Raw genomic sequence first — 24,271 nt, forward strand, 5'->3', positions numbered from 1 at the left:
GGCCTGACCTATGCGACGTTCGATCACCGCTGCACTGACAGCAGTCGCCGCGACCGCGGCGTTCACCCTGAGCGCCGGACCGGCGCTCGCGTATCCGCCGGACCCGCCGTCGGCCAGCACGTCGGCCACCTACCTGGCGAGCCTCACGGTGAAGACGGAGGGCTCGACGAGCGGGTACAGCCGGGATCTGTTCCCGCACTGGATCACCCAGTCCGGTAGCTGCGACACCCGCGAAGAGGTATTGAAACGCGACGGTACCGGCGTCGCCGTCGACAGCAGTTGCCAGCCGACCACCGGCCGCTGGTACAGCGTGTACGACGCCACCTATGTCGAGGACTCATCGGGCGTCGACATCGACCACATCGTGCCGCTCGCCGAGGCGTGGAAGTCCGGTGCGAACGCCTGGACCACGGCCCGTCGTCAGCAGTTCGCCAACGACTTGAGCATCGCGCAGCTGATCGCGGTGTCGGCGTCGAGCAACCGCTCGAAGGGTGACTCGGACCCGGCTTCCTGGCAGCCCACGAACGCGTCGGTGCACTGCATCTACGCGCGCGAATGGATCTGGGTGAAGCACACCTACGGCCTGTCGCTGCAGTCGGCGGAGAAGACCGCGCTGCAGCAGATGCTCGCGACCTGCTGACTCAGTCTTCGAGGAGATGGCGGCGCTGGGCGTGGATGCCGGCCTGGAACCGGGTCCGCGCACCCAGCGTCTCCATCAGCTCGGCCACCCGGCGGCCGACCGTGCGACTGCTGAGCCCGAGCTGCCGCGCGATCGCGTCGTCCTTGAGGCCCGCGCCGAGCAGCGTCATCAGCCGCGCGTCGAGCGGGTCCGTCTTGACCACAGGCACCACCGGAACTGCCTGGTCCCACAACAGCGTGAACATCTCGGCCAGTGCGTCGAGCAATGCACACGGATGTACGACGAGAGCGCTGTCGACCAGTTGGTCGACGTCCAGCGGCATCAACGCGGCCCGGCGGTCGAAGACGGCGAGCTTCATCGGAAGCTGCGGATGGATCCGCGAGGTCTCACCGGCGTCCGCCGCACTGTAGGCCTGGTCGACGCCACCGGGACGGTCGAGTGAGTCGGGGGAGTAGATGCCCCGGACAACCACACCGTCGCTGAGCAACCCGCGCACCCGTGGCTCCGACTCCCCGGTCTTCGACGCGTACGGCGGCCGGTCGAGCACCAGCAGCTCTTCACGGGTCCCGTTGAGCAACTGCGCGAACCGGGCCGCGATCGCCTCCTGACCGACGATCACCTCGACCAGGTTCTCCGGCCGGTGCTGCTCCTGGGCCCGCAGCTCCGTCAGCAACACCCTGGCCTCGGCGCGCACCCGGTCCAGCTCGGCACGACGTACGGCGACCAAGGCGTCGACGGCGACGTCGGGACGGGTCGGCAGCAGCCGCACCGGATGGTCCGAGGTGGTGGTGAGCAGGCCGAGAGCCTCCAGCCGCTCGACGGTCGTAACGACCTCGTGCTCGTCGCGGTCGAGGAGTTTGGCCAGCTCGGCGATCCCGCAGCCGGACGCGGTCAGCAGGGCGCGGTACGCCTCCTCGTCAGGCGGATCAACCCCCACCGACGCCAGCATCCGTCCCTCCCATCGCCCGGATCCCGGACAGGCTATCTCGTCTCCTGGATAGAGGTGGAATCGTTTTCCCGTTATTGGCGACTTCGCGCCATGTCCGGCATCCGTCAGGCGATCCGTAGGTGCGAATCCGCCGCGAGTGGGGTACGACTATGTCTGCCGGGCGCGCGCGGACCGGACAGGGGACGTCTGGTCAAGCCTCAACGCGCGCGCCCGCCTTTCCGCGCCCTTTCAGCCGCGGGTAGGTCCGCCAGACCGCCCGCTGCACCAGCAGCGTGACTACCCCGGCCACGGTCATGCCGGCGAGGTTGATCCCGAGCTGTGCCGCCGCGCCGCCGAGTTGTTCCGGAGCCCACAGCGCGAGCGACAAGGCCAGGTCCCCGGCCGCGGGCACTGTCGTGACCGAGATGAAGACGCCGACGAGTGCGTTCGAGCGTCCAGCCGTCTGCGACAAGACGCCGGCGCACCCGGCCAGTACGGCGACGACCGCCGACCACCGGTCCGGCCGCCAGATGAAGCCGGTCAGAGGACGGTCCGCGGTGACAGACCCGACATCGATCCAGCCGGCGGCACGGGCCAGCAGGGCTGCCAGTGTGGTCAGGGCGATGGCCAGCAGAAAGCCGAGCACCAGCAGGCGCGCGGACCGCCCGGTCAGGCCCCAGTTGCGCAGGGCCACTCCGACGGCCAGCGCGGCGACGACACCGAACTCGGGACCGACGACCATCGCGCCGACGACCAGGATCGACGAATCGGTGATCACGGCAACCGACGCGATCATGGTCGCCAGGGTGAGAAAGGCGTAGTAGACCCAGGATCCGCCGGCCTCGTTGTAGGCCTGGTCGACGACCGCGTCCCAGATGACCGCGTCGTCCGGCGCACCCGGTGCCGCCTTCTCGGTCTCGCGAGCGTTCCGCGACGGCGCAGCGTCGACCGCGGCAACCGCCACCGAGCCCTCGTCGTACAGGCCCTCGTCCTTGAGGAAGGCGAGGATGTCCGAGGTCGCCTCCCGGGTCACGTCGCACTCGATCACGTCGCCGGCCGGGCGCTGGGCGGCGCCTGGCAGCCGGACGACGCTGGTCACCCGGGAGTCGCCGACGAGCGTGTCCAGGACGCGCGTGGTGCGATCCGATGGGACGATGAGACGAAGGTGCATCACGGGTCCATGCTCCCAGGCCGCCGGTCACCTTCCGGCCGCGGCTTGGTCGCAGGCTGTGGCGAATGCACCCCGGAATGTGGTCGACTGACGCACCGATTCCAGGGAGGCACGATGAGCGAGAGCCCCAGCGCCGCCGCACCTCAGACCGGCGAGCGTCCTGAACTCAAACGGGTCATGGGACCCGGCCTACTACTCCTGTTCGTGGTCGGGGACATTCTCGGAACCGGCGTCTACGCGCTGACCGGGAAGGTGGCCGGCGAGGTCGGCGGAGCGGTCTGGCTGCCGTTCCTGTGCGCGTTCATCGTGGCGCTGCTGACCGCGACCAGCTATCTGGAACTCGTCACGAAGTACCCGAAGGCCGGCGGCGCCGCGGTCTACACGCACAAGGCATTCGGGATCCACTTCCTCACCTTCCTGCTCACGTTCGCGGTGATGTGCTCCGGTCTCACCTCGGCGTCGAGCGCGTCGAAGGCGTTCGCGGCGAACTTCTTCACCGCCGCCGACATCGACCCCGAGCGCGGGTCGCTGCTGATGATCACCGCGCTGGGATTCATGACGCTGATCGCGCTGGTCAACCTGCGCGGCGTCGGCGAGAGCGTGAAGGCGAACGTCGTCCTGACCTGTGTCGAGTTGAGCGGTCTGCTGATCGTGATCGGCATCGGCGCATGGGCCTTGGCCGGCGGCGACGGCGACACCTCGCGGCTGACCGACTTCAACGTCCCGTCCGGTGAGTCGCCGTTCGGTGCCGTCACTGCGGCGACCGCGCTGGCCTTCTTCGCAATGGTCGGTTTCGAGGACTCGGTGAACATGGCCGAGGAGACCAAGGACCCGGTCCGGATCTTCCCGAAGATGATGCTCACCGGCCTGTGCATCACCGGTGTCATCTACGTCCTGGTCGCGATCTCCGCGGTCACGCTGGTCTCACCCGAAGACCTGAACGAAGGCGCGACCCCGCTGCTGAAGGTCGTCCAGGCCGGTGCGCCGGGGTTCCCGCTCGAGGTGTTCGCCTGGATCACCATGTTCGCGGTGGCGAACTCGGCGCTGATCAACATGCTGATGGCGAGCCGACTGCTGTACGGCATGTCGCACGAGCAGGTCCTGCCCGGTCCGCTCGGCCGAGTGCTGCGCCGGCGCCGGACGCCGTGGATCGCGATCCTGTTCACCACGCTGCTCGCGTTCTTCCTGATCGGGTACGCCGACCTGGCGGCGCTCGGTGGGACGACGGCGTTCCTGCTGCTGTGCGTGTTCGCGATCGTGAACGTGGCCGTCCTGGTGCTGCGCCGGGACCGGGTCGAGCACAAGCACTTCCACGCCCCGACCGCGCTCCCGCTGCTCGGTGTGGTCCTGTGCGTCTACCTGGCCAGCCCACTGTCCGGGCGTGACTCGGCGGACTACAAGATCGCCGGCTGGCTGATGCTCGTCGGCGTCGCGCTCTGGGCGATCACCTGGCTGCTGAACAAGTACGTGTTCAAGCGGCACGCCGAGTTCGATCCGAGCCACATCGACCCGAGCGGCCCGGTGAACTGACCGGAAGGAAGGCTGCAACCACCACCGTCGCGAGGGCCGCGAGCCCGGTGGCCACCGCGATCCACCCGAGTGCCGGGTAGCCGGCTCCGGCGTCGATCGCGAGGCCGCCGAGCCACGGCCCGGCGGTGATGCCGACGTTGAACGCGGAGAAGTTGGTCGCGGTTGCCAGCGTCGGCGCGTCGCCGGCCAGGCTGAAGACGCGGGCGTTGAGCGCGGGGTTGGTCGCGAAGCCGAAGCCGCCGAGCAGCACGACCACCGCGAGGGTGACGACGGGATTCGTCGCGGTGAGGGCGAGGACGGCGGACAGGATGCCCAGGCCGGTGATGCCCACGAACAGCGTGTGGAACGGCAGGGCGTCCGCGGTTCGCCCGCCGAGCGTGATGCCGATGAACGACCCCAGACCGTAGAGAGCGAGCACGCCCGGTACGGCGCTCGGCGTCAGCCCGGTTGTGTTGATCAGCAGGGGAGCGAGGTAGCTGAACACCACCAGAATGGTGGCGGTGACCAGTGCGGTCGTGCCGAAGGCCAACCAGAGTCTGGCGTGGCGAAGGGCACGAAGTTCCTCGCGCAGCCGGGGCGCGCTCTTCGGGTCCGGCCTGCCACCGGGGATGGTCGCGAAGACTCCGGCCATCGCGAGGACGCACAGACCGGCGACCGTCCAGAACGCCGATCGCCAGCCGAGGTTCTGCCCGAGCACCGTCCCGATCGGAAGGCCGACGATGGTGGCGATGGTCAGGCCGCCGGTGACGACGCTCATCGCGCGAGCCCGCCGGTCGACCGGCACCAGGGCGACGACAGTGACGGCAGCCACCGACCAGAAACCGGCGTACACGAAGGCGCCGACGACGCGCGTGGCCAGGAGTACGGCGTAGTTCGGGGTCAGGGCCCCCGCGACGTGGGTGGCCGCGAAGATGCCGAGGAAGACGAGCAACGCCGTACGCCGGGACCACTTGAGCGTGACGACCGCCAGGATCGGCGCGCCGAGCAGCATGCCGACCGCGAACGCCGAGATCAGCAGGCCCGCGGCCGGGATGGAGATGCCTAGATCGCCCGACAATTCGGGCAGCAGACCGGCGAGCATCAACTCCGACGTTCCCTGCGCGAAGATGCTCAAGCCCAGCACATAGACGGCAACCGGCATCGCGTTCCCCCACCTCACCTCGATAGCCACCGGGAGTATCGCAGAGATCACTGTGTGCTGTCGCCGCGCCTGTCAAGGACTGAGACTTGGCCGGATACGGCATCGTTGATGCATGAGCTCCCAGACACCTGCCAAGCGGACCGGTCGGGCGGTCGACGCTGCCCGGATCGGGAGCGGGCTGAAGCTGCTCGGTGTGCTGGTCGGGCTGATGTGGCTCAGCGAGATCATCGACGCCGCGACGAACGGCGCGCTCGATCAGTACGGGATCATCGCGCGTGATCCGCAGGGGCTGGTCGGCATCATCACCGCGCCGTTCCTGCACCTCGGCTTCGGCCATCTGATCTCGAACACACTGCCGCTGGTGACGCTCGGCCTGCTGATCGCCGTCGGCGGTGCGGCGCGCTTGTTCGCGGTGACCGCCATCGTGACGGTGATCGGCGGCTTCGGCACCTGGCTGATCTCACCGCCGAACACGATCACGATCGGCGCCAGCGGTCTGGTCTTCGGGTACGCCGCCTACTTGATCATGCGCGGACTGTTCAACCGCCGGATCGGCCAGGTTCTGGTCGGCGTACTGGTCGTCCTGGTCTGGGGGAGCGCGCTGCTCGGCGGACTGCTGCCGCAGGACGGGATCTCCTGGCAGGGACACCTGTTCGGCGCGATCGCCGGTGTCCTGGCCGCCTGGATCCTGGCCGACGACCGGCCGAAGCGCACGCCGGCCAGACCGGTCAGGTGAGCGTCGCGGGATCCGTGTTGGCTCCGCAGACCACCATGACCACCCGCTCGCCATCGGCCGGGCGGTAGGCGCCCGACTTCAGCGCGGCGTACGTGACGGCGGCGCCGTGCTCGACGGCCAGGTGATACTCGTGCCAGAGCTCGTTGCGGGCAGCAACGATGGCTTCCTCGTCAACGAGCAGCGACCGTACGCCGTTCTGCTGCGCGGCCGCGAACGCGAGATCACCGAGTCGCCGGGCACCGAGCGAGTCCGCCGCCACGCCACCGACTGGCCCGTCGACCGGTTCGCCGGCCTCGAGCGCGCGATGCAGGGTCGCCGACAACTCCGGCTCCACTCCGATCACCTGCGCGTTGTCGCCGATCGCCGTCGCGATCCCTGCGATCAGTCCGCCACCACCGACAGCGACCAGCACCGTGTCGAAGGACCCGGCCTGCTCGAGCAGCTCCAGCCCGATCGTGCCCTGGCCGGCGACGACCTCCGGCTGGTCGTAGGCGTGCAGGAGCAGCGCGTCGCCCTCGTCCCGCGCCTCGACCGCCGCCTGGTACGCCTCGGCGTACTCGTTTCCGACCTGGACCACCTCGGCGTCGAGCGTGCGCAGCTTGGCGACCTTCGGAGCGGGCGCATTGACCGGGACGAAGATCCGCGCCGGTACGCCGAGTTCGCGGGCGGCGTACGCCGCGGCCAGACCCGCGTTGCCACCGGATGCCGCGACGATGCCCAGCCCGGTCAGCTCACCGCGTTCCTTCGCGACCAGGAGCCGGTTGAACGCGCCGCGCGGCTTGAACGAACCGGTGTGCTGCAGCAGTTCCAGCTTGAAGACCAGGCCCGGCGCCACCTCGATCACCGGAGTCCGTCGTACCCGTCCGGCGATCCGCTCCGCCGCCGCCCGCACGTCATCGACCCTTACCGTCATGCCTCAACCCTGCCACGATGAGAGCAGCCGACGGTTGGGAGGCCATCAGAAATGGGCGCGTACGACGAGAGCTACCGGCGGAGTCTCGCTGATCCGGAAGGGTTCTGGCTGGAGGCGGCTGAGGCGATCTCCTGGACCCGTCCGCCGACGCGGGCGCTCGACGGCTCGGGCGCCCCTCTCTACCGGTGGTACCCCGACGCCGAGCTCAACACGTCGTACAACGCGCTCGACCGGCACATCGAGTCGGGGAACGGCGACCGCGTCGCGCTGATCTACGACTCTCCGGTCACCGGCACGGGCCGGTCGTACACGTACGGCGAGTTGCGGGACGAGGTCGCGCGGTTCGCCGGCGCGCTCGCCTCGCTCGGTGTGGGTCTGGGCGACCGCGTCATCGTCTACATGCCGATGGTGCCCGAGGCCGCCGTCGCCATGCTCGCGTGCGCGCGGCTCGGCGCGATCCACTCGGTGGTCTTCGGTGGGTTCGCACCCCGCGAGCTCGCCGCGCGCATCGACGACGCGACGCCGAAGGTGATCGTGGCAGCGTCCTGCGGCATCGAGCCCACCCGCGTGGTCGAGTACAAGCCGATCATCGACGAGGCTCTCGAACTCAGCCGGCACCAGCCGGAGCACACCATCGTGCTCCAGCGGGAGACCGCTCTGGCCGAGCTCACCGAACGTGATCTCGACTGGGCCGAGCTGACCGCCGCGGCGAAGCCGGCCGATCCGGTCCCGGTCGCCGCGACCGATCCGCTCTACATCCTCTACACCTCAGGTACGACGGGGAAGCCGAAGGGAGTGGTCCGCGACAACGGCGGCCACGCGGTCGCGCTGTCCTGGTCGATGCGGGCGATCTACGACATCGGTCCCGGTGACGTGTGGTGGACCGCCTCCGATGTCGGCTGGGTCGTCGGCCACTCCTACATCGTCTACGCGCCGCTGCTGGTCGGCGCGACCACTGTCCTCTACGAGGGCAAGCCCGTCGGTACGCCGGACGCCGGTGCGTTCTGGCGGGTCATCTCCGAGCACGGTGCGAAGGCCCTGTTCACTGCACCAACCGCGATCCGGGCGATCAAGAAGGTCGACCCGGAGGCAGAGCTCGCGTCGAAGTACGACCTGAGCGCCTTCGGGACTCTGTTCCTGGCCGGCGAGCGGCTCGATCCCGAGACGTATCACTGGGCTCACGAGCATCTCGGCGTACCGGTGGTGGATCACTGGTGGCAGACGGAGACCGGGTGGCCGATCGCCGCGAACCCGCGCGGGCTCGAGGCGCTGCCGACCAAGCCGGGCTCGGCGACGGTCCCGGTGCCAGGGTGGGACGTACAGATCCTGGACGCCGTGGGGACGCCGCAGCCCGCGGGCGAGGAGGGCGCGATCGCGATCAAACTCCCGCTGCCGCCGGGTGCGCTGCCGACGCTGTGGGGCGATGACCAGCGCTACATCGACAACTACCTGAGCCGGTACGACGGCTACTACCTGACCGGCGACTCCGGCTACCTCGACGAGGATGGCTACATCTTCGTGATGGGGCGCACCGACGACGTCATCAATGTCGCCGGGCATCGCCTGTCGACGGGTTCGATGGAAGCGGTTCTCGCGGCTCATCCGGCGGTCGCCGAGTGCGCGGTGATCGGCGTACACGACGCATTGAAGGGCCAGGTCCCGCGCGGTCTCGTCGTACTCAAGGCTGGTGCCGACATTCCTGAGGACGTGCTGCGAGAGGAGTTGGTGGCAGCGGTACGGCGGGAGATCGGGCCGGTGGCGGCGTTCCGGGACGTGTCGGTGGTGGACGGGCTGCCGAAGACGCGGTCGGGGAAGATCCTGCGCAAGACGATGCGCGGGATCGCGGACGGCCGGGACGAGGCGGTGCCGTCGACGATCGAGGACGCGAGTGTGCTCGACGCGCTCCGCCCGATCCTGCGGCGTCAGTGAGCCAAGAACTCCAGCACCAACGGGCTGGCGACAGACCGGAACTCATGGAAGTACGCGTGCCGCGCGCCTTGGATGAGTTCTGCGCGGGCGCCGGGGATCCGGTCCGCGAGGAGCTGCGCGTTGGCGACCGGACTGAAGATGTCATCCGTCCCGTGCAGGATCAACGTCGGCGCGGTGATACTCGGCAGTCCTTCCCACGCGTCGTGCCGGTTGCTTGCGACCAGATGCCGCCCCTTCGCGTACGCCGGCATGTCGGGGTCACCGAGCACCGGGTGCGGACCGGGGTTCGCCGCCAGCCAGGTCGGCGTGTACATGAGCTCTAGCAGCACGCTGTCCGTGCGTTGCGGGTCGGCCAGAGCGCGGCGGATCTCCTGACTCCGCTCATAGCCGTGCTTGGCACCGGGTGACGTGCACCCGAGCACCAGCGCGTTGACGCGATCCGGATGGTTGATCGCGATCCACTGCGCGACCCGGCCACCCATCGACGTGCCGTACACGTGCGCGGCCGGCAACCCGAGGTCGTCGAGCACCGCGACCACGTCATCGGCGAAGCCGGGAGTGCTGTAGACCTCGTCCGGCTTGTCGCTGTCCCCGGTGCCACGCCAGTCCAGCGTGATCGTCCGGTACGTCGCCTCGAAGTCGGCCCGGATCGGGTCCCACCAGGTGTGATTGTTGGCCTGGCCGGCCAGCAGGACGAGCGGTTGCCCCTCGCTACGGACCTGGTACGCGATCCGGTTCCCGTCGGCGGCTGTTGCGTGCGGCACGGGAGCAGTCTGCCTGATGCGGCGGCGAGCTAGGCTCGGGGCATGCGAGTGGTGATTGCGGGTGGACACGGACAGATCGCGCTGCGGCTGACCAAGCTGCTGGCCGATGACGGTCACGAGGTGGTCGGGCTGGTCCGCAACCCCGATCACGAGGCCGATATCGCCGCGGCCGGCGGGCAGGCGGCCGTACTGGATCTCGAGCAGGCAGATGCCGCGGCAGTCGCCGGCGTACTGAACGGGGCCGACGTGGCGATCTTTGCCGCGGGTGCCGGACCGGGCAGTGGCAAGGCGCGGAAGGACACGGTCGACCGGGGAGCGGCCGCGTTGTTCGCGGACGCGGCCGAGCAGGCCGGCGTACGGCGGCATCTCCAGGTCGGCTCGATCAACGCTGACCGGGCTCCCTCGCTGACCGACGACGAGACCTTCACCGTCTATCTGAAGGCCAAGTGGGCTGCCGAGGAAGACCTGCGATCCAGGGATCTCGACTGGACGATCCTGCGTCCGGGCGGCCTCACCAACGACCCTGGCACCGGACGCGTCCTGCTCGCGGACAAGATCGGCGACGTCCGCAACGGCCGGATCAGCCGCGACGACGTGGCGCTGGTGCTGGCCGGCCTCTGTGACACCCCGGCCGCGATCGGCCGGACCCTTGAACTCGTCGCCGGACAGACCCCGGTGGCCGAGGCTTTGACGACTCTCTGACGTTGCCATGAGCAACAGATTGTGACGGCTATGAGCGACACACTCCGGCAGGTTGAGTTCGAACGCCTGGCGAACAGCAGCTACGAGGTCCGCAACGCGCGCGGCGGCAGCATCCGGGTCGGTTCCGGCGGTGCGGACACCGACTTCACCCCGGTCGAGCTGCTGCTGGCCGCGATCGGCACCTGCTCGGCGATCGACGTCGACATCGTGCTCAGCCGGCGGGCCGAGCCGACCGAGTTCCGCGCCGAGGTGCGCGGCGACAAGGTCCGTGACGCCGAAGAGGGCAACCGGATGGAGAACCTCGCCGTCGAGTTCACCATCCGCTTCCCCGACGGCGAGGACGGCGACAAGGCCCGGGAGGCCCTGCCGCGCGCCGTGAAGATGTCGCACGACCGCCTGTGCACTGTCAGCCGCACGGTAGAGCTCGGCAGCCCGGTCACGACGACGGTCGACGAAACCGCCTAGCTCCTCAGGAACTCGCCGACCGGGCGGAGCCGGGTGGTGAGGAGCTTCTGTGTTTTCCGGCTGTCGAGGCGAACGTCCGACGGAAGGCCAGGTACGAACGGCAACGTGTCCGGGTCGAGGCCGTCACGGGCCGCGATCAGCCGGCCGAGTTCCAGCCGGCTGACGGCGTCGGGCCCGGCCACGTGAGCCGTGCCGGTGTGGTCGGATTCCAGTAGCTCGAGCAGCGCGGCCGCCAGGTCAGTCACGTGCACCGGGCACCGGATGTTGCCGGCGAACAGTGCTCCCGACTGTCCCCTCGCCAACGCGTGCACGAGCCGTTCGCTGGCCGACGTACCGTCGCTCCCGACGATGATCGACGTACGCGCGATCACCGCGGACGGATCGACCGCGCGGATCGTCGTCTCGGCGGCCGCCTTCGCCGCGCCGTACGGCGTCACCGGGCACGGCGCCGCGTCCTCGTCGTACGGCTGATCGCCGCCGCCGAACACCACATCCGTCGACACGAACACCAGCCGCGCACCCCTCGCGGCCACGGCGAGGTTGGCTGCTCCGTCGGCTGTCGTCTCCCAGTCGGACTGCCGGAACGCCGCGTGGATGACACCATCGGGACGGACCCGGCGCAGCACGTCATCGACCTCGCCACGGTCCCGGACATCCATCCGAACCCCGCCTGCGACCGCAGCTGTGTGGTACGTCGGAACGACATCATGGCCGGCAAGCCGCACGACCTCACGCCCCAGGAAGCCGGCGGCCCCAGTGACGAGAAGCCTCACAGCGACAGCCTACGACGCTCCAATCGCCAGCCGGCAGTCCTCGTACTGCGCTTGACCTCCGCGACCGTACGGATCTTGCGCGGCGTCATCCACGACTGCGACGGCTTGTGCAACATCCAGCCGCCGCCGATGGTGATTGCCGCATGCTGCACGAGGCCATTCAGGTTCCGCCAGACGAAGACGGTCCCTGGTACGTCGTCCCGTCCGCGCGGCACTGTGTTGCCGGCGAGCCACTCCTCGAAGGGCTCGCGCATCATCCAGACCTGGTCCGCTCCTTCGACACCGGCCGCAGCCATGACGGTTCCGAAGCAGTTGGGTCCGCTGCCCGCGGCGAATGTCCCGGCGAGCTCCCGGACGCGGGGGAGTGTGGACGGCCACTCGCGGACCTCGGTGTGCCGACTCGGTCCGATGTCCTCGCTGACGACCTGTGGGAGCACGAGCTCGGCCCGGTCCTCGAGCAACGGCTTCCACCAGACGAACCGGTGGCCGTCGGCCTGCTGGCGGATCTCCGGCCCGAGAGCCGTGTGCCACCGCCGTACGGTCGGCACGACGCCGCGGTTGTGACGGACCTGCGCGCGGACCAGTGCCGCCCGCGTCGCCGTCGGCAGGGCGGCGTACGTCGGTTCGTCCAGCCAGGCCACGTGCGTCGCGGAGCTGTCCAGCCGGTAGACGCGATAGGTGTCGCGTTGCTCCCGCGTCGGCTCGCGGTCATCCGTCACGAGGTCCCATTGCTTCGCCTGTTGCCTGGTGACGTAGAACGGCTGGACCTCGGGCGCAAGCCAGTCGACCCAGTGCGCGAGCAGGGCGGGGGAGACCTCGATGCCGAGGACCGTCAGAGTCACCCGGCCAACGCTCTCAACTCCCGCCGCTGACCGCTACCGGGTTTCGCCGGGCGCGGCCTGCGGACCGCGGTACGGCTGGGTCTGCGTGTAGACGAGGTTGGTCGTGGTGCTGCCGAACTCGGTGAGCTCGTTCACGAGTTCCTCCAGGTGCGGCATGGATGCCGCGGCGACCTTGAGCGTGTAGCAGTCGTCGCCGGTGGTGCGTAGGCATTCCAGGAGCTCGTGCCGCTCCTTGAGCAACTGGCGCAGCGGCTCGTGCTTGTTGCCCGGATACTTCAGCCGGACGACAGCGAGTACGGCGTACCCGACCTTGGTCAGGTCGACGTCGGCCCGGTAGCCGCTGATGACGCCGGTCGATTCGAGCCGGCGGACCCGCTCGGTCGCCGCGGACGCACTGAGGTTGACCCGGCGGCCGAGCTCGGTCAGCGACATCCGCGCGTCGTTCTGCAGCTCGACCAGGATGGCCCAGTCGGTCGGATCGAGAGTCTCGGTCATGCCGCGATATTACCGGTGATTCCCCGGCCGAAGCCGCCGTACACCGGGAGGAATCCCTTCAAAACCGGGCATTGCCCTCGATAGCCTGAATGGCGTGGAACTTGGTGTGAATGTCCCGAACTTCGGTCCCGGCACGAATCCGGACCGGTTGCGTGGCTGGGCCCGGACCGTAGAAGGTCTCGGCTACGACCTGTTGATGGTGTCCGATCATGTCGTGATCACCCCGGATGTCGCCGAGCAGTACCCGGCGCCGTTCTACGAGCCGTTCACCACGTTGAGCTGGCTGGCCGGGATCACCGATGGGATCCGGCTCGGCACCACCGTGCTGATCGCGCCGTACCGGCACCCGTTGCTGGTGGCAAGGATGGCGGCGAACCTGCAGCAGCTGAGCGGCGGCCGGCTGGTGCTCGGCGTCGGGTCCGGCTGGGCGCGGCAGGAGTTCGAGGCACTCGGTGCCGACTTCACTCGCCGCGGGCGCGAGACCGACGAACTGCTCGCCGTGCTCCGCGAAGTGTGGGCGGACGAGAAGGACTACGGCGGCGGTGGCAGTCTTCCACTGTGGATCGGCGGACACAGCACCGTGGGACTTCGCCGGGCGGTCCGATTCGGCGACGCGTGGCACCCGCTCCGGGAGCGGCTCGACTGGATGCGTGGAGCACTGGACCGGCTGCGGTCGATCGCCGCCGAGGAGGGCCGGCCGGTGCCGGCGTTCGCGCCGCGGATCCTGCTCCGGCTGACAGCGGAGCCGCTGCCCGAAGAGGACAGGGTCGCGGGAGTGGGCTCTCTCGAGCAGGTTCTCGCCGACATCGACGCACTCCGCGATCTCGGCGCGCGGAGTGTCCTTCTGGATCCCTACCTGGGGGACCCCGCCGAGACGGAACGGCCCGAAGTGGCCTGGCAAGCGCTGGCGACGATCGCCGCGCATCGACGATGGGAGAACACGTGACCCCCGAAGCAGAAGGCTTCCTCCGACGCGCGATCGAGCTGGCCGCGGCCGCACGCCGGGCCGGCGATCCGCCGTTCGGCTCGCTGCTGGTCGGACCGGAGGGGACGATTCTGGCCGAGGAACAGAACACGACCATCACCGAGGCGGATATCAGCTTCCACCCGGAGCTGAAGCTCGCGGTCTGGGCCGCGCGCAACCTCGACGCCGAGACGGCGGCGGGCACGACCATGTACACCAGTTGCGAGCCGTGCGGGATGTGCTCCGGCGCGCTCGCGCGCTCCGGCCTCGGCCTGGTGGTGTACGCACTGTCCGGTGAGCAACTGGGCGGACTCAAGCCGACCGGCAGCTTCCCCGCCGTACCGCTGGAAGGACCTGCCCTGTACGACGAGGCGCGCGTGCCGGTCGACGGGTACTACGCGTAGGGGCCGGCCGCAACGGCCGGCCCCTCGCCGATCAGACCGGCGCGAGGCAGAGCGTGTACTTCGTGGAGCTCTCCTCCACCGTGTACGACGCCTCGACACCCTCGAACTGGTCACACTGGGAGTCGTCGGTGCTGTCGTCCAGCTTGCCGACGATCTTGTAGGCCGCCTCGGACGACGTGCAGTCGACGACCTTCACGTCCGGGTCGTCGGCCGTACCGTTGTTCACCACGCACTGACCGACCGCGGCCTCCGAGGTGGTGGTCGTGGCCAGATTGCCGATCACGATCGCCGCGATCACCAGGATCGGCAGCAGCAGACCGAGGATGGCCGGGCGCCGGAACAGCGGCTTGCCCGGATCCATCGGCCGGCCCGGCGCACCCGGCGCCGGCTCGGGCAGGCTCTTGAACTTCTGCATCGGGCCGATGTTCATCAGCATCGTGATCGGGTTGATGATCGACGACCCGATACCCCACCAGCCCTGCCACAGGCTCTTCGCGGTCATGTCCCGGACGGACGCGATCCCGCAGCTTCGGCAGAACGGTCCCTGCAGCTTCAGGAACCGCATCAGGATGATCAGGCCCTGGTGCCCGCGCACGGTCGCGTCGACCGCCGGGAAGGAACCGCAGAACCGGCACTGCAGACCCATCTGCCCACCGGGGTACGCCGGCAGCGGTTGCTGCCCGAACTGGGCCTGCTGTCCTTGCTGGCCGAACTGGTCCTGCTGACCCGGTGGCGGGAACTGGCCTTGCTGCGGGAAGGACTGCCCCGGCTGGCCCGGCTGCCCGGGCTGCGGCGGAGCCTGGTGGAACGGCTGCTGCTGGTAGGCCTGGACCGGCTGCTGGGACTGCGGCTGGCCCGGGTACTGCCCAGGCTGCTGAGCCGGCTGCTCGGGCTGGGTGTACTGAGGGAACTGCTCCGGCGGAGGTCCGTAACCGCCCGGCTGACCGGGGTACGGATTCTGCGGCGGTTGCGGTGGTGATGTGGTCACGGACGCATCCTGAGAATCGAGAGGGACACCAAACCCAGGCACCCTACTCACCCCACCGGGCCATCCGGGCCATCGGTGTGGCAGCGTGCCACCATGCTCACCATCGGCCCGCTCGAACCTACCGACCGTGACGGCTGGCAGCGACTGTTTGCCGGATACAACGAGTTCTACGGCCGCACGATGCCGCCGGAGTTCTTCGACCAGGCCTGGACGCGGTTCCGGCGCGCCGAAGAGGTCCACGCGCTCGGCGCACGGCTCGACGGACAACTGGTCGGCATCGCGCACTTCCTCACCCACGCGAGTACGACGGCGCCTGACTCGTGCTATCTGCAGGATCTGTTCACCGCTCCGGAAGCGCGAGGCAAGGGTGCGGCTCGGGCGTTAATCGCCGCTGTCACCGACTGGGCGAAGGAGCGCGGGTGCGGCCGGGTCTACTGGTCGACCCATGAGAGCAACGCGACGGCTCGCCGACTCTACGACCAGGTCGCCGAGAACCGCGGCTTCATCCTGTATCAGATCCCGCTGTAGCGATCGGCCAGTTCCTGGCCGAGTCGGGCCAACTCTGCTTGCACCGAGGGCGGGCCGACCACCTCGATCGACCCACCCCAGCCGGCCAGATGCTGCGCGATCATCAGGGGTGTCGGCGCGGTGATCTTCAGCCGCGCCCGGTCGCCCTCCATCCCGTCGACCTCGCAGTTGCGCCCGAGCCGGTCCTGCATCACCCAGACGAACCGCTCGTCCATCAGTACGGTCGCGGTCAGACCGGACCGCCGTTCCTCCATCCGGTCGACAATCTGCTCCCAGGCAGCGGACAGGTCGAAGTCGGCCGGTCGGTCGAATCGCTCAGCGGTCACCTCCGCCGACGCCACCCGATCGAACCGGAACGTCCGCTGCCCCTTCTCGGTCCACGCGATCAGGTACCAGACGTCGTCCTTGTCCACGAGCCCGAGTGGATCGACCACTCGCTCCGCCGGATCACGCCCGCGCCCGGCGTACTCGAGTCGCACCTTCACCCGCCGTACGACGGCATCCTGCAACCGCCGTACCAGTTCGGGCCGCTCCTTCACGTGCTCGCCCCAGCGCGCCGGATCGATCACGACCGCCTCGGCCGCGGCCTGCGCGTGCTCGCGGAAGGTGTCCGGCAGCGCGCGTACGAGCTTCCGCAGCGCCGCCTTCGCATCAGGGGCGATCGATGCGGCCGGACCGACCAGCAGGAAGAGTGCCTGCGCTTCCGTCGCGGTCAGTCCGCTGAGGTCGGTGCGCGCACCGCCGATGAGTTGCCAGCCACCGTTGCGACCGGGCTGTGGATAGACCGGGATGCCTGCGGTGGACAGCGCCTCGAGGTCGCGGCGCGCGGTCGCGACCGAGATCTCGAGTTCGCCGGCCACCTCGGCTGCGGTCACCCGGCCCCGAGCCTGCATCAGCAGCAACACAGCCACCAGTCGATCCGCGCGCACGCCCTCATGCTCGCAGACAAACCGCTCACCGAGTGAGCACTTACTGTGGCAGTGGTTGGCCCTCTCCGACCAAGCCGTCGATCGATTCGCGGATCAGATCGGCGTGGCCGGTGTGCCGCGCGTACTCCTCGATCATGTCGGCCACCATCCGGCGCAGGTTCTGCCCGTCGTCCCTCTTGCCGACCTTGCCCATCCCACCCTCGGCCAGTGCCGCGGCCACCGACGCGTGGGCGCGCTCCACAGCGCCCTCCCACAAGGCCTGCAGCTCCTCGGGGGAGTCGTCGGCCGCGGTCCGCCACTCCCAGTCGGGGTCAGCATCCCAGTCCACGGCGTTCCACGGCGTGCCCGGGTCCCGCCCGAACAGGCGGTTCGAGAACATGTCGTCCTCGACCAGCGCCAGATGCTTGACCAAGCCGCCCAGGGTCATGGTGGAGGGCGCGAGTCGCGTGTTCATGCGGGCCGCGTCGAGGCCGAAGCACTTCCAGGCGAAGGTGCGGCGATTGCGGTCGAGTACGCCGAGCATCGTCTGGGTCTCGTCGCCGGCGGCGGGCAGTTCCGTCATGGTGTTCAGGTCCATGTGCGGCACGCTACCCTCGGTTCCGGACGGACTACTTCCGGAATGGTGACGTATGGCGTACGACGTGAGTCCGACGGCCCGGACCCTGATGGTGCTGGAGCTGATCCAGAACAGCCCGGGCATCACGGCCGACCAACTGGGGGACAAGCTCGGTGTCTCCGAGCGCGCCGCGCGCCGCTACGTCGCGATCCTGCGCGAGGCCGACATCCCGATCGAGTCGGTCCGCGGCCCGTACGGCGGCTACCGGGTCGGCCGCGGCCTGCGACTCGCACCACTGATGTTCAGCCAGACCGAGGCACTCGGGCTGGTGATGGCGGTGCTCGAGGGTCCACGCGGTGCCGATGATCCGGTCGAGGTCGCGCTCGGGAAGATCATCCGCGTTCTCCCGGAGGCCATCGCCCGCTCGACCGACGCCGTCCGCCGGGTCAGTGCCCGTGGACCGGATCCCGGCGCTCGCACTCCGGACCCGGCGATCACGGCTCAGCTGGTCTCGGACAGCGCGGACTGCCGGCGGGTCGTCCTCCGATACCAGCGCTGCCCGGGCGAAGAGTGGTCGATGGAGGTGGATCCCTGGGCGGTCGTCGTCCGCCGGGGGCGCTGGTATCTGCTCTGCTGGTCGCTCGCCAAGAACGCTCGGCGCATCCTCCGCGTCGACAAGATCCGCGACGTCGAGGCCGGGACGGAAACATTCACGCCGCCGTCCGACCTCGACGCGCTCGCGCTGGTCGAGGAGCACCTGGCGATGGGCTGGAAGTACAAGATCGAGGTCGTCATCGACGCGCCACTGGAGTACGCGAGGTGCTGGATCGCCCGCAGCATGGGTCGCCTGGAGGCGATCGACGCCGACCACACCAGGCTCACCGCGAGCACGGACGAACCCGACTGGTACGCCTCCCAGTTGACCGCGATCAAGACGCCGTACCGCGTGATCGGATGTCCGGAACTGGTCGAGGCGACCGAGGAACTGGCCCACCGGCTGTTGCGGGCGAGCGGGGCGACGGAAACTGTCGGTGGACAGGTCTAGCGTCATCGATCTAGCCAGCAGAGGGAGGCACGCCCGTGTCCACGTTGTCCGGCAGGCCGAACACGGCCCTGGTAGTGATCGACGTCCAGAACGGCGTCGTCGAAGGAACTCACGAGCGCGACCAGGTCGTCGCGAACATCAGCAGCCTGGTCGGCAAGGCGCGCGCGGGTGGTGTGCCGGTCGTCTGGGTGCAGCACTCGAGCAAACACCTGGTGATGGACAGCGACGAGTGGCAACTTGTTCCTGAGCTCGACCGCGACGAGTCCGAGCCCCTGGTCCACAAGACCTTCGCCGATTCCTTCGAGGACACCGACCTCGAGGACGTCCTGGCCAAGGGCGGCATCGGCCGGCTGTTCGTCAGCGGCGCGCAGACCGACGAGTGCATCCGCTCGACGATCCACGGCGCCTTCGTCCGCGGGTACGACGTGACCCTGGTCGCCGACGCTCACACCACCGAGGACCTGTCCGAGTGGGGCGCTCCGCCGCCGGACAAGGTCATCGCGCACACGAACCTGTACTGGGAGAACCACACAGGCCCGGGCCGCACCGCCGGCATCCAGCCGACCAAGGAGGTCGACTTCAGCTGACCCCCGAGAGTTCATGCAGCGACCGGATCCGTCGGACCTCGACATCCGCATGCTCGTCGTACCGGTCGACAAGCACCGCATCGATCCCGACAGCGAGCGCGCCCCGCACGTCCTTCTCCAGCGAGTCGCCGACCATCAGCGCCTCGGACGGCGTGAGCTGAAGTAGGTCAAGTGCGTGCAGGAACGCCCGTGGATCCGGCTTGCCGGCCGGCAACATCTCCGACGAGATCAGCACGTCGATCTCGTCGGACAAGCCGAAGCGGCCGAGCTTGAACCGCTGGTGATCCGTGTTGCCGTTCGTGAACACGACTGTCGCGAGCCCGGCCGCGCGCACCCGGCGGAGAGCAGGCACGGCGTCGTCGAACAGGGTCCACCCTGCCTCGTAGCGCTGGAGGTATCCCTGGAACAACTCATCGGCGTGCTCGTCGCTGACGTCGACGCCGAGAAACTCGCGCACACGGTTTCGGCGCTGCTCGGCGAACGTGAGCTCACGGCGTTGATACCGCATGTAGTGACGGTCGGACACGGCCGCCCAGCGCGCGGAGACGTCCGGGTCGGTGATCCCATGCTCGGCCGCCCAGTCCACCACCGCGGCGGCGGCCGCTGACTCCTGCTCGACCAGCGTCCCGTCCAGGTCGAACAACACTCCCTTCAGCGTCACGGAGTGGCTGCCTCGGTGAGGGCGGTGAGGAGGGCTGCGATCGCGGGTGGATCCGGTGGTTCGCCGTACGTGGCGGCGTAGACGTGCCGCCGCGAGCCTGGCAGCTCGTTCGCGATCACTCCCTCGGCGTGGTGGGTGCGGAGGGCGAGTCCGGGCATGGTCGTCACGCCGAGGCCGGCCGCTACGAGCGCCTGCATCACCACCATGTCGTCCGAGGTGTAACCGATCTGAGGCTCGTAGCCCTCCTCCGCGCACAACGCCACAAGGTGACTCCGGCAACGATCACAACCCGCGATCCAGGTCGCGTCACGCAGCCCCGACAACTCGACCTCCCGGCCCGACGACAGCACGTAGAGCGGATCGTCGAGCAGGTGGTGCAGCCGGATCGCGCTCGGCTCCGGCGCGGTCTCGTCGTACCGGAAGATGATCGCGACGTCGATGGTCCCGATGCGGAGCAGCTCCAGCGCCTCGGGTGGATGCGTGTCGATCAGGCTGATCCGCAGACCCGGATGCTGTGCGGAGAGCGCTGCCACCGCGCCCGGGACCAGCGCCCCGATCGCCGACGAGAAGCCGGCGAGGCGGACTCTGCCGGCGGTCAGACCGACGTGGGCCGCGAGTTCGGCGTCGACCGCATCGATCCGCCCGATGATCTCGGCGGCTCGAGCCGCCAGCATGCGTCCGGCCTCGGTGAGCCGGATCCCGCGACCGACTCGCTGCAGCAACTGCGCCCCGGTCTCCGCCTCCAGCCGGGACAGATGATGCGTGACGGACGGTTGCGAGTAGTGCAGTTCGCGCGCCGCCGCGGTGACGGAGCCGTGGCGCGCGACGGCGTCGATCACGCGCAGCCTGGTGACATCGAGCATGTATCAATTCCATCTATGGATGACCTAAAGACTTGGCATTAGACGTTATGGGTCGGCGGGGGCACGCTCAATACATGACGACGACAACGCTTCCGACCAGCCAACTCACCGACCTCGTGGCGGGCGTCCGCACCGCCATCGCCCAGCACGCCGACTGGAACGACACGGCCCAACTCGTGGCCGAGGAACTCCGCCGGAACCTGCCCACTCCCGACGTACTGACTCCCGAGCAGCGGCTCGGCTCGCCCGACCGCTACATCAGCCACACCCTGCACGTCGAACCGGACGGCTCGTTCTCGATCATCGCCCTGGTCTGGCGACCCGGCCAGCTGACGCGGATCCATGACCACGTCACCTGGTGTGCGTTCGGCGTCATCCAGGGTGTCGAGCACGAGGACCTGTTCGACGCCGAACTCCGGATCGTCGGCCAGAGCGACAACCACGTCGGCGACGTGAGCGGCTTCGCTCCGCCCGGTGACATTCACCGGGTGCACAACACGACGGACAGCACCGCGATCTCGGTCCACATCTACGGCACCGATGTGACCGCGATCGGCGGCAGCGCCCGCCGGTACTACGACTGAGGCAGAGCCTCCAGCGCCTCGAGCTGGGCGGGGGAGAAGCGGATCGAGCCGGCCGCCAGGTTCTCCTCCAGGTGGTGCGCGTTCCCCGTGCCGGGGATCGCCAGGACGTTGTCGCCACGACTCAAGGTCCAGGCGAGCCGGATCTGCGCCGGCGTCGCACCGTGTTCCGCGGCGATCTCCCGAATCAGGTCGGTCTGCTTCAGACCGCCGGTCTCACGGGAATCCGCAGTCAACGTGAAGAACGGGACGAACGCGATCCCTTGGCCGTCACAGGCCTCCAGCATCGCGTCATTGGTCCGGCCGAAGTCGACGCTGTACCGGTTCTGTACGGCGACCACCGGCGCGATTTCCTGAGCCTGCGCGAGGTGCTCCAGCCGCACGTTCGACAGACCCAGATGGCGGATGACTCCCTTGGCCCTCAACTCGGCCAGCACACCGAAGTGCTCGGCGATCGAGTCGAGACCGGCCTGCCGCAGGTAGACGACATCGAGCGAGTCCCGGCCGAGGGTGCGCAGATTGCTCTCGACCAATGCCCGCAATTCATCCGGCCGCGCCAGTCCGGTGGCGGTCGGACCGACCTTCGTTGCGATCACGAGGTTGTCGTCGTACGGCGCGAACGCGCGGAAGATCGCGTCGTTCGCCCAGTTCAGCGGCTCGAAGGAGCGACTGTTTCCCTCCTCCCCGTAGGTCGGGTAGAAGTCGGCGGTGTCGAAGTGGTTGACGCCCAACTCGACCGCGCGGCGCAGCAGCGCGATCGCCTTCTGTTGCACGTCCGACCCGCCGCCGTCGCTCCCGGCGAGGCGCTTCGTGCCGAATCCGATGCGCTGGACGACACGGTCGCCGAGCCGCCAGAATTCCGTGGACTTGATTTCCGGAATTTGTGATGATAGGTTTGTTGGTAGAGTGTATTTCTGCTGCGCGTTCTGCATTTCGTCAGGATAAGACTTCCAGCGCAATTCGTCCAGGCTTTTCGATGAATTTCTGTGCGCTAGGCTTCGGCGGGTGATTCCGCAACTCAGCGAGCACCAGCGTGAGCTCCTCCAGGAGTGGATGCCGGCCGCCGAGGTCGTGACCGATCACAGCTGGGGTCTGGTCGGGACCGCCGTACTCGAGCTCCAGCTCGACGGTGAGCGGTTCATCGCCAAGGCCGGCGACACGAAGGACAGGCACATCTCCCGGGAGATCCGCGCCCATCGCGAATGGCTGGCGCCGTGGACTACGCGGGGGAGAGCACCGCGACTCGTCCACGCCGACGAGGAGGCCAAGCTTCTCGTCACGCGGTTCCTGCCGGGGGTGTTGGTGCAAGGCACTGAGCAGGAGTGGGATCCGGACATCTACCGCCAGGCCGGTGAACTGCTCGCGGCGTTCCACGCCCAGGTCGCCGTACCGGACGAGACCCACGAGGCGCGGGAGAACCGGCGATCCCTCGCCTACCTGGACAAGAAACACACCATCGCGCCCGAGGTGACTGCGCGCTTGCGTTCGGAGATTGAATCCTGGCCGACCGCTGCCGCCGTTCTGGTTCCGACCCATGGCGACTGGCAGCCGCGCAATTGGCTGATCGACGAGGGCACTGTCGGCATCATCGATTTCGGCCGGACCGATCTGAGGCCGGCGATCACAGACTTCGCCCGGTTGGCTGTCCAGCAATTCGCCACCAACCCGGCACTGGAGCCCGCCTTCTTCGACGGCTACGGCTCGGATCCCCGCGGCCCCGCCGCCTGGCACCGGATCCAGCTCCGCGAAGCCATCAACACCACGGTCTGGGCTCACCAGGTAGGAGACAAGCCTTTCGAAGCGCAAGGCCACCGCATGCTCGCCGCCGCCCTACGCGAGTAACTCGGTCAGCCGAACCTGTACGTCGGCGGGATGCATTCCCAATTCTCCGAGTTGCTCCGGGGACGTCCAGCGCAATTCGAAACTGTTGCGTTCAGAATGCTCCGCCGCCTCGTCCCCGGACAATTCAGCAACGCCCTTCACATTCTCCATGAGGAAGTAATAGGCCGGACGTCCGTTGTGCGTCCCGGTCCACAGCAGCCGTTCGATCGTCGCCGTCAGCGTCGTCTCTTCCCACAACTCCCGCAGTGCGGCCTCGTCCGGTGTTTCACCGGCCTCCACATGCCCACCGGGCAGCACGGCGTACTCATGGCCCTCGCATCTCGGACCGGACGCGCTGAATGCCTCGCACATCACGCACTCGTCAGCCCGCTCGTGGCGCAGGTACCGCTTGATCACCAGCACCTTGCCCGCATCCATCACCACTGCTGCCGCTCTGGGAATCGCCATGCCGAGGACCTTCGCAGCAGCCTCGGACAGTTTCGCGCGGACTACGCCGCGGGCAGCACGCAGAACTCGTTGCCGTCGGGGTCGGCCATCACGACCCACTCGACCTCACCCTGGCCTATGTCGATGCGCTTGGCCCCGAGGGAGACGAGGCGGTCGACCTCGGCTTGCAGGTCACCTCCGTCCGCGGGAGCGAGGTCGAAATGCAGCCGGTTCTTGCCCAGCTTCGGATCCACCGGGGGACCGCCCCAGGCGACCTTCGGGCCGCCGTACGGTGAGCGAATCGCGGTCTCCTCGTCCTGGTCCCAGACCAACGGCCAGCCGAGCGCCTCGCTCCAGAAGTACCCGACCGCCTGCGAACCATCGCTGGACAACGCCCCGATGAAGCCACAATCGGCCAGGAAGTTGTTGCCCGGCTCAATCACACAGAACTCGTTGCCCTCCGGATCGGCGAGCACCACGTGCTCCTCTTCCGGCAACTGACCGACGTCGATATGCCGGCCACCGAGCGAGAGCGCCCGCGCCACCGTCTCCTGCTGCTCGTCCAGTGACTGGCTGGTCAGATCGAAGTGAACCTGGTTCGGCCCGCGCTTGTCCTCCCGACTGGGAACGAACCGCAGCCGGAACCCGGTGTCATCACTCGGCAGCAGCGCAACCACGCCCCGCGCTTCGTCCGCCGGCTTCCACCCCAGTACGCCGCCCCAGAACCGAGCCAGCCCGACCGGATCATGCGCATCGAACGACAGTGCAACAAGCTGAGTGGTCACTGCTCGAATCTCCGATCTGCAGCCGCCTCGAGTGCAGCCAAGCTAAGCCGCCCTCCGATCGCACGCAACGCGATTAACCCGCC

The 24,271-nt window shown here is 68.6% G+C and carries 29 protein-coding genes; 13 read left to right on the forward strand and 16 right to left on the reverse strand.

What is annotated here, in order from left to right; translation table 11 throughout:
- The first annotated feature begins 10 nt into the window (after positions 1-10).
- A complete protein-coding gene (locus E0H75_RS23145; RefSeq protein WP_131515726.1) occupies positions 11-640 on the forward strand; it encodes an HNH endonuclease family protein in 630 nt (209 codons plus the stop codon).
- Between the two features lies 1 nt (position 641).
- On the opposite strand, the gene E0H75_RS23150 is transcribed toward E0H75_RS23145, so the two are convergent.
- Entirely contained in the window at positions 642-1,589 is a 948-nt protein-coding gene (locus E0H75_RS23150) for a helix-turn-helix domain-containing protein (RefSeq protein ID WP_131515727.1), read from the reverse strand.
- A gap of 190 nt (positions 1,590-1,779) precedes the next feature.
- Entirely contained in the window at positions 1,780-2,739 is a 960-nt protein-coding gene (locus E0H75_RS23155) for a DUF389 domain-containing protein (RefSeq protein WP_131515728.1), read from the reverse strand.
- A 114-nt stretch (positions 2,740-2,853) separates the two neighbouring features.
- Here E0H75_RS23155 and E0H75_RS23160 point away from each other — a divergent pair, with 114 nt between their 5' ends.
- A complete protein-coding gene (locus tag E0H75_RS23160; RefSeq protein WP_131515729.1) occupies positions 2,854-4,269 on the forward strand; it encodes an APC family permease in 1,416 nt (471 codons plus the stop codon).
- Here the strand turns inward: E0H75_RS23160 and E0H75_RS23165 are convergent.
- Positions 4,211-5,440 carry a Cmx/CmrA family chloramphenicol efflux MFS transporter gene (locus E0H75_RS23165; protein WP_238163218.1) on the reverse strand — a complete coding sequence of 410 codons (1,230 nt, stop codon included), beginning with the start codon at positions 5,438-5,440 and terminating at the stop codon, positions 4,211-4,213. The two genes, E0H75_RS23160 and E0H75_RS23165, sit on opposite strands and share 59 nt — an antisense overlap.
- 82 nt (positions 5,441-5,522) lie before the next feature.
- Here E0H75_RS23165 and E0H75_RS23170 point away from each other — a divergent pair, with 82 nt between their 5' ends.
- Entirely contained in the window at positions 5,523-6,146 is a 624-nt protein-coding gene (locus tag E0H75_RS23170; RefSeq protein ID WP_131515730.1) for a rhomboid family intramembrane serine protease, read from the forward strand.
- Here the strand turns inward: E0H75_RS23170 and E0H75_RS23175 are convergent.
- Positions 6,139-7,059 carry a threonine/serine dehydratase gene (locus E0H75_RS23175; RefSeq protein WP_131515731.1) on the reverse strand — a complete coding sequence of 307 codons (921 nt, stop codon included), beginning with the start codon at positions 7,057-7,059 and terminating at the stop codon, positions 6,139-6,141. The two genes, E0H75_RS23170 and E0H75_RS23175, sit on opposite strands and share 8 nt — an antisense overlap.
- Positions 7,060-7,110: 51 nt before the next feature.
- Between E0H75_RS23175 and E0H75_RS23180 the strand changes: the two genes are divergently transcribed.
- Positions 7,111-8,988 (forward strand): propionyl-CoA synthetase, encoded by a 1,878-nt coding sequence (locus tag E0H75_RS23180; RefSeq protein WP_131515732.1) that lies wholly within the window; start codon positions 7,111-7,113, stop codon positions 8,986-8,988.
- Here E0H75_RS23180 and E0H75_RS23185 read toward each other — a convergent pair.
- Complete coding sequence (locus E0H75_RS23185; protein WP_131515733.1) at positions 8,982-9,752, reverse strand: alpha/beta fold hydrolase; 771 nt, start codon at positions 9,750-9,752, stop codon at positions 8,982-8,984. The genes E0H75_RS23180 and E0H75_RS23185 overlap by 7 nt on opposite strands.
- A gap of 42 nt (positions 9,753-9,794) precedes the next feature.
- On the opposite strand from E0H75_RS23185, the gene E0H75_RS23190 reads away from it, so the two are divergent.
- Both E0H75_RS23190 and E0H75_RS23195 read left to right on the forward strand, forming a co-directional pair.
- Positions 9,795-10,454 (forward strand): SDR family oxidoreductase, encoded by a 660-nt coding sequence (locus tag E0H75_RS23190; protein ID WP_131515734.1) that lies wholly within the window; start codon positions 9,795-9,797, stop codon positions 10,452-10,454.
- 30 nt (positions 10,455-10,484) lie between these two features.
- A complete protein-coding gene (locus tag E0H75_RS23195; protein WP_131515735.1) occupies positions 10,485-10,919 on the forward strand; it encodes an OsmC family protein in 435 nt (144 codons plus the stop codon).
- Here E0H75_RS23195 and E0H75_RS23200 read toward each other — a convergent pair.
- From E0H75_RS23200 to E0H75_RS23210, 3 genes are read right to left on the reverse strand one after another with little or no spacing between them, the layout of a single operon-like run.
- A complete protein-coding gene (locus tag E0H75_RS23200; RefSeq protein ID WP_131515736.1) occupies positions 10,916-11,692 on the reverse strand; it encodes an SDR family oxidoreductase in 777 nt (258 codons plus the stop codon). The genes E0H75_RS23195 and E0H75_RS23200 overlap by 4 nt on opposite strands.
- Positions 11,689-12,534: a hypothetical protein gene (locus tag E0H75_RS23205; RefSeq protein ID WP_238163219.1), complete on the reverse strand. Its 846-nt coding sequence runs from the start codon at positions 12,532-12,534 to the stop codon at positions 11,689-11,691. The genes E0H75_RS23200 and E0H75_RS23205 overlap by 4 nt, the downstream gene beginning before the upstream one ends.
- Positions 12,535-12,567: 33 nt before the next feature.
- Positions 12,568-13,029 (reverse strand): Lrp/AsnC family transcriptional regulator, encoded by a 462-nt coding sequence (locus tag E0H75_RS23210; RefSeq protein WP_131515737.1) that lies wholly within the window; start codon positions 13,027-13,029, stop codon positions 12,568-12,570.
- A 94-nt stretch (positions 13,030-13,123) separates the two neighbouring features.
- On the opposite strand from E0H75_RS23210, the gene E0H75_RS23215 reads away from it, so the two are divergent.
- Both E0H75_RS23215 and E0H75_RS23220 read left to right on the forward strand, forming a co-directional pair.
- Positions 13,124-13,975 (forward strand): LLM class flavin-dependent oxidoreductase, encoded by an 852-nt coding sequence (locus E0H75_RS23215; RefSeq protein WP_131515738.1) that lies wholly within the window; start codon positions 13,124-13,126, stop codon positions 13,973-13,975.
- Complete coding sequence (locus E0H75_RS23220; protein WP_131515739.1) at positions 13,972-14,397, forward strand: nucleoside deaminase; 426 nt, start codon at positions 13,972-13,974, stop codon at positions 14,395-14,397. The genes E0H75_RS23215 and E0H75_RS23220 overlap by 4 nt, the downstream gene beginning before the upstream one ends.
- 31 nt (positions 14,398-14,428) lie before the next feature.
- On the opposite strand, the gene E0H75_RS23225 is transcribed toward E0H75_RS23220, so the two are convergent.
- The gene (locus tag E0H75_RS23225) at positions 14,429-15,385 is read right to left on the reverse strand and encodes an LppU/SCO3897 family protein (RefSeq protein ID WP_131515740.1); all 957 of its coding nucleotides are present in this window, start codon (positions 15,383-15,385) and stop codon (positions 14,429-14,431) included.
- Between the two features lie 93 nt (positions 15,386-15,478).
- On the opposite strand from E0H75_RS23225, the gene E0H75_RS23230 reads away from it, so the two are divergent.
- Entirely contained in the window at positions 15,479-15,913 is a 435-nt protein-coding gene (locus E0H75_RS23230; RefSeq protein WP_131515741.1) for a GNAT family N-acetyltransferase, read from the forward strand.
- On the opposite strand, the gene E0H75_RS23235 is transcribed toward E0H75_RS23230, so the two are convergent.
- A complete protein-coding gene (locus tag E0H75_RS23235) occupies positions 15,898-16,842 on the reverse strand; it encodes a helix-turn-helix transcriptional regulator (RefSeq protein WP_131515742.1) in 945 nt (314 codons plus the stop codon). The genes E0H75_RS23230 and E0H75_RS23235 overlap by 16 nt on opposite strands.
- A gap of 40 nt (positions 16,843-16,882) precedes the next feature.
- Positions 16,883-17,419, reverse strand: a complete 537-nt coding sequence (locus E0H75_RS23240) for a mycothiol transferase (RefSeq protein WP_131515743.1) — start codon at positions 17,417-17,419, stop codon at positions 16,883-16,885.
- Positions 17,420-17,471: 52 nt separating this feature from the next.
- Between E0H75_RS23240 and E0H75_RS23245 the strand changes: the two genes are divergently transcribed.
- Together E0H75_RS23245 and E0H75_RS23250 are read left to right on the forward strand one after the other, a co-directional pair.
- Entirely contained in the window at positions 17,472-18,443 is a 972-nt protein-coding gene (locus E0H75_RS23245) for a helix-turn-helix transcriptional regulator (RefSeq protein WP_131515744.1), read from the forward strand.
- Between the two features lie 35 nt (positions 18,444-18,478).
- Positions 18,479-19,030, forward strand: coding sequence for an isochorismatase family protein (locus tag E0H75_RS23250; RefSeq protein WP_131515745.1), 552 nt, complete (start codon positions 18,479-18,481; stop codon positions 19,028-19,030).
- Here the strand turns inward: E0H75_RS23250 and E0H75_RS23255 are convergent.
- Both E0H75_RS23255 and E0H75_RS23260 read right to left on the reverse strand, forming a co-directional pair.
- Positions 19,023-19,691, reverse strand: coding sequence for an HAD family hydrolase (locus E0H75_RS23255; RefSeq protein WP_202873131.1), 669 nt, complete (start codon positions 19,689-19,691; stop codon positions 19,023-19,025). The two genes, E0H75_RS23250 and E0H75_RS23255, sit on opposite strands and share 8 nt — an antisense overlap.
- Positions 19,688-20,554, reverse strand: coding sequence for a LysR family transcriptional regulator (locus E0H75_RS23260; RefSeq protein WP_131515746.1), 867 nt, complete (start codon positions 20,552-20,554; stop codon positions 19,688-19,690). The genes E0H75_RS23255 and E0H75_RS23260 overlap by 4 nt, the downstream gene beginning before the upstream one ends.
- Positions 20,555-20,628: 74 nt before the next feature.
- Here E0H75_RS23260 and E0H75_RS23265 point away from each other — a divergent pair, with 74 nt between their 5' ends.
- Entirely contained in the window at positions 20,629-21,138 is a 510-nt protein-coding gene (locus E0H75_RS23265) for a cysteine dioxygenase family protein (RefSeq protein WP_131515747.1), read from the forward strand.
- On the opposite strand, the gene E0H75_RS23270 is transcribed toward E0H75_RS23265, so the two are convergent.
- Positions 21,129-22,067, reverse strand: coding sequence for an aldo/keto reductase (locus tag E0H75_RS23270; RefSeq protein WP_131515748.1), 939 nt, complete (start codon positions 22,065-22,067; stop codon positions 21,129-21,131). The two genes, E0H75_RS23265 and E0H75_RS23270, sit on opposite strands and share 10 nt — an antisense overlap.
- A gap of 73 nt (positions 22,068-22,140) precedes the next feature.
- Here E0H75_RS23270 and E0H75_RS23275 point away from each other — a divergent pair, with 73 nt between their 5' ends.
- Entirely contained in the window at positions 22,141-22,977 is an 837-nt protein-coding gene (locus tag E0H75_RS23275) for an aminoglycoside phosphotransferase family protein (protein ID WP_238163220.1), read from the forward strand.
- Here the strand turns inward: E0H75_RS23275 and E0H75_RS23280 are convergent.
- Entirely contained in the window at positions 22,966-23,424 is a 459-nt protein-coding gene (locus E0H75_RS23280; protein WP_131515749.1) for an NUDIX hydrolase, read from the reverse strand. The two genes, E0H75_RS23275 and E0H75_RS23280, sit on opposite strands and share 12 nt — an antisense overlap.
- Positions 23,425-23,465: 41 nt before the next feature.
- Positions 23,466-24,188: a VOC family protein gene (locus E0H75_RS23285; RefSeq protein ID WP_131515750.1), complete on the reverse strand. Its 723-nt coding sequence runs from the start codon at positions 24,186-24,188 to the stop codon at positions 23,466-23,468.
- Positions 24,189-24,271: the final 83 nt, after the last annotated feature.

Source organism: Kribbella capetownensis (assembly GCF_004331485.1).
Taxonomy (GTDB): Bacteria; Actinomycetota; Actinomycetes; order Propionibacteriales; family Kribbellaceae; genus Kribbella; species Kribbella capetownensis.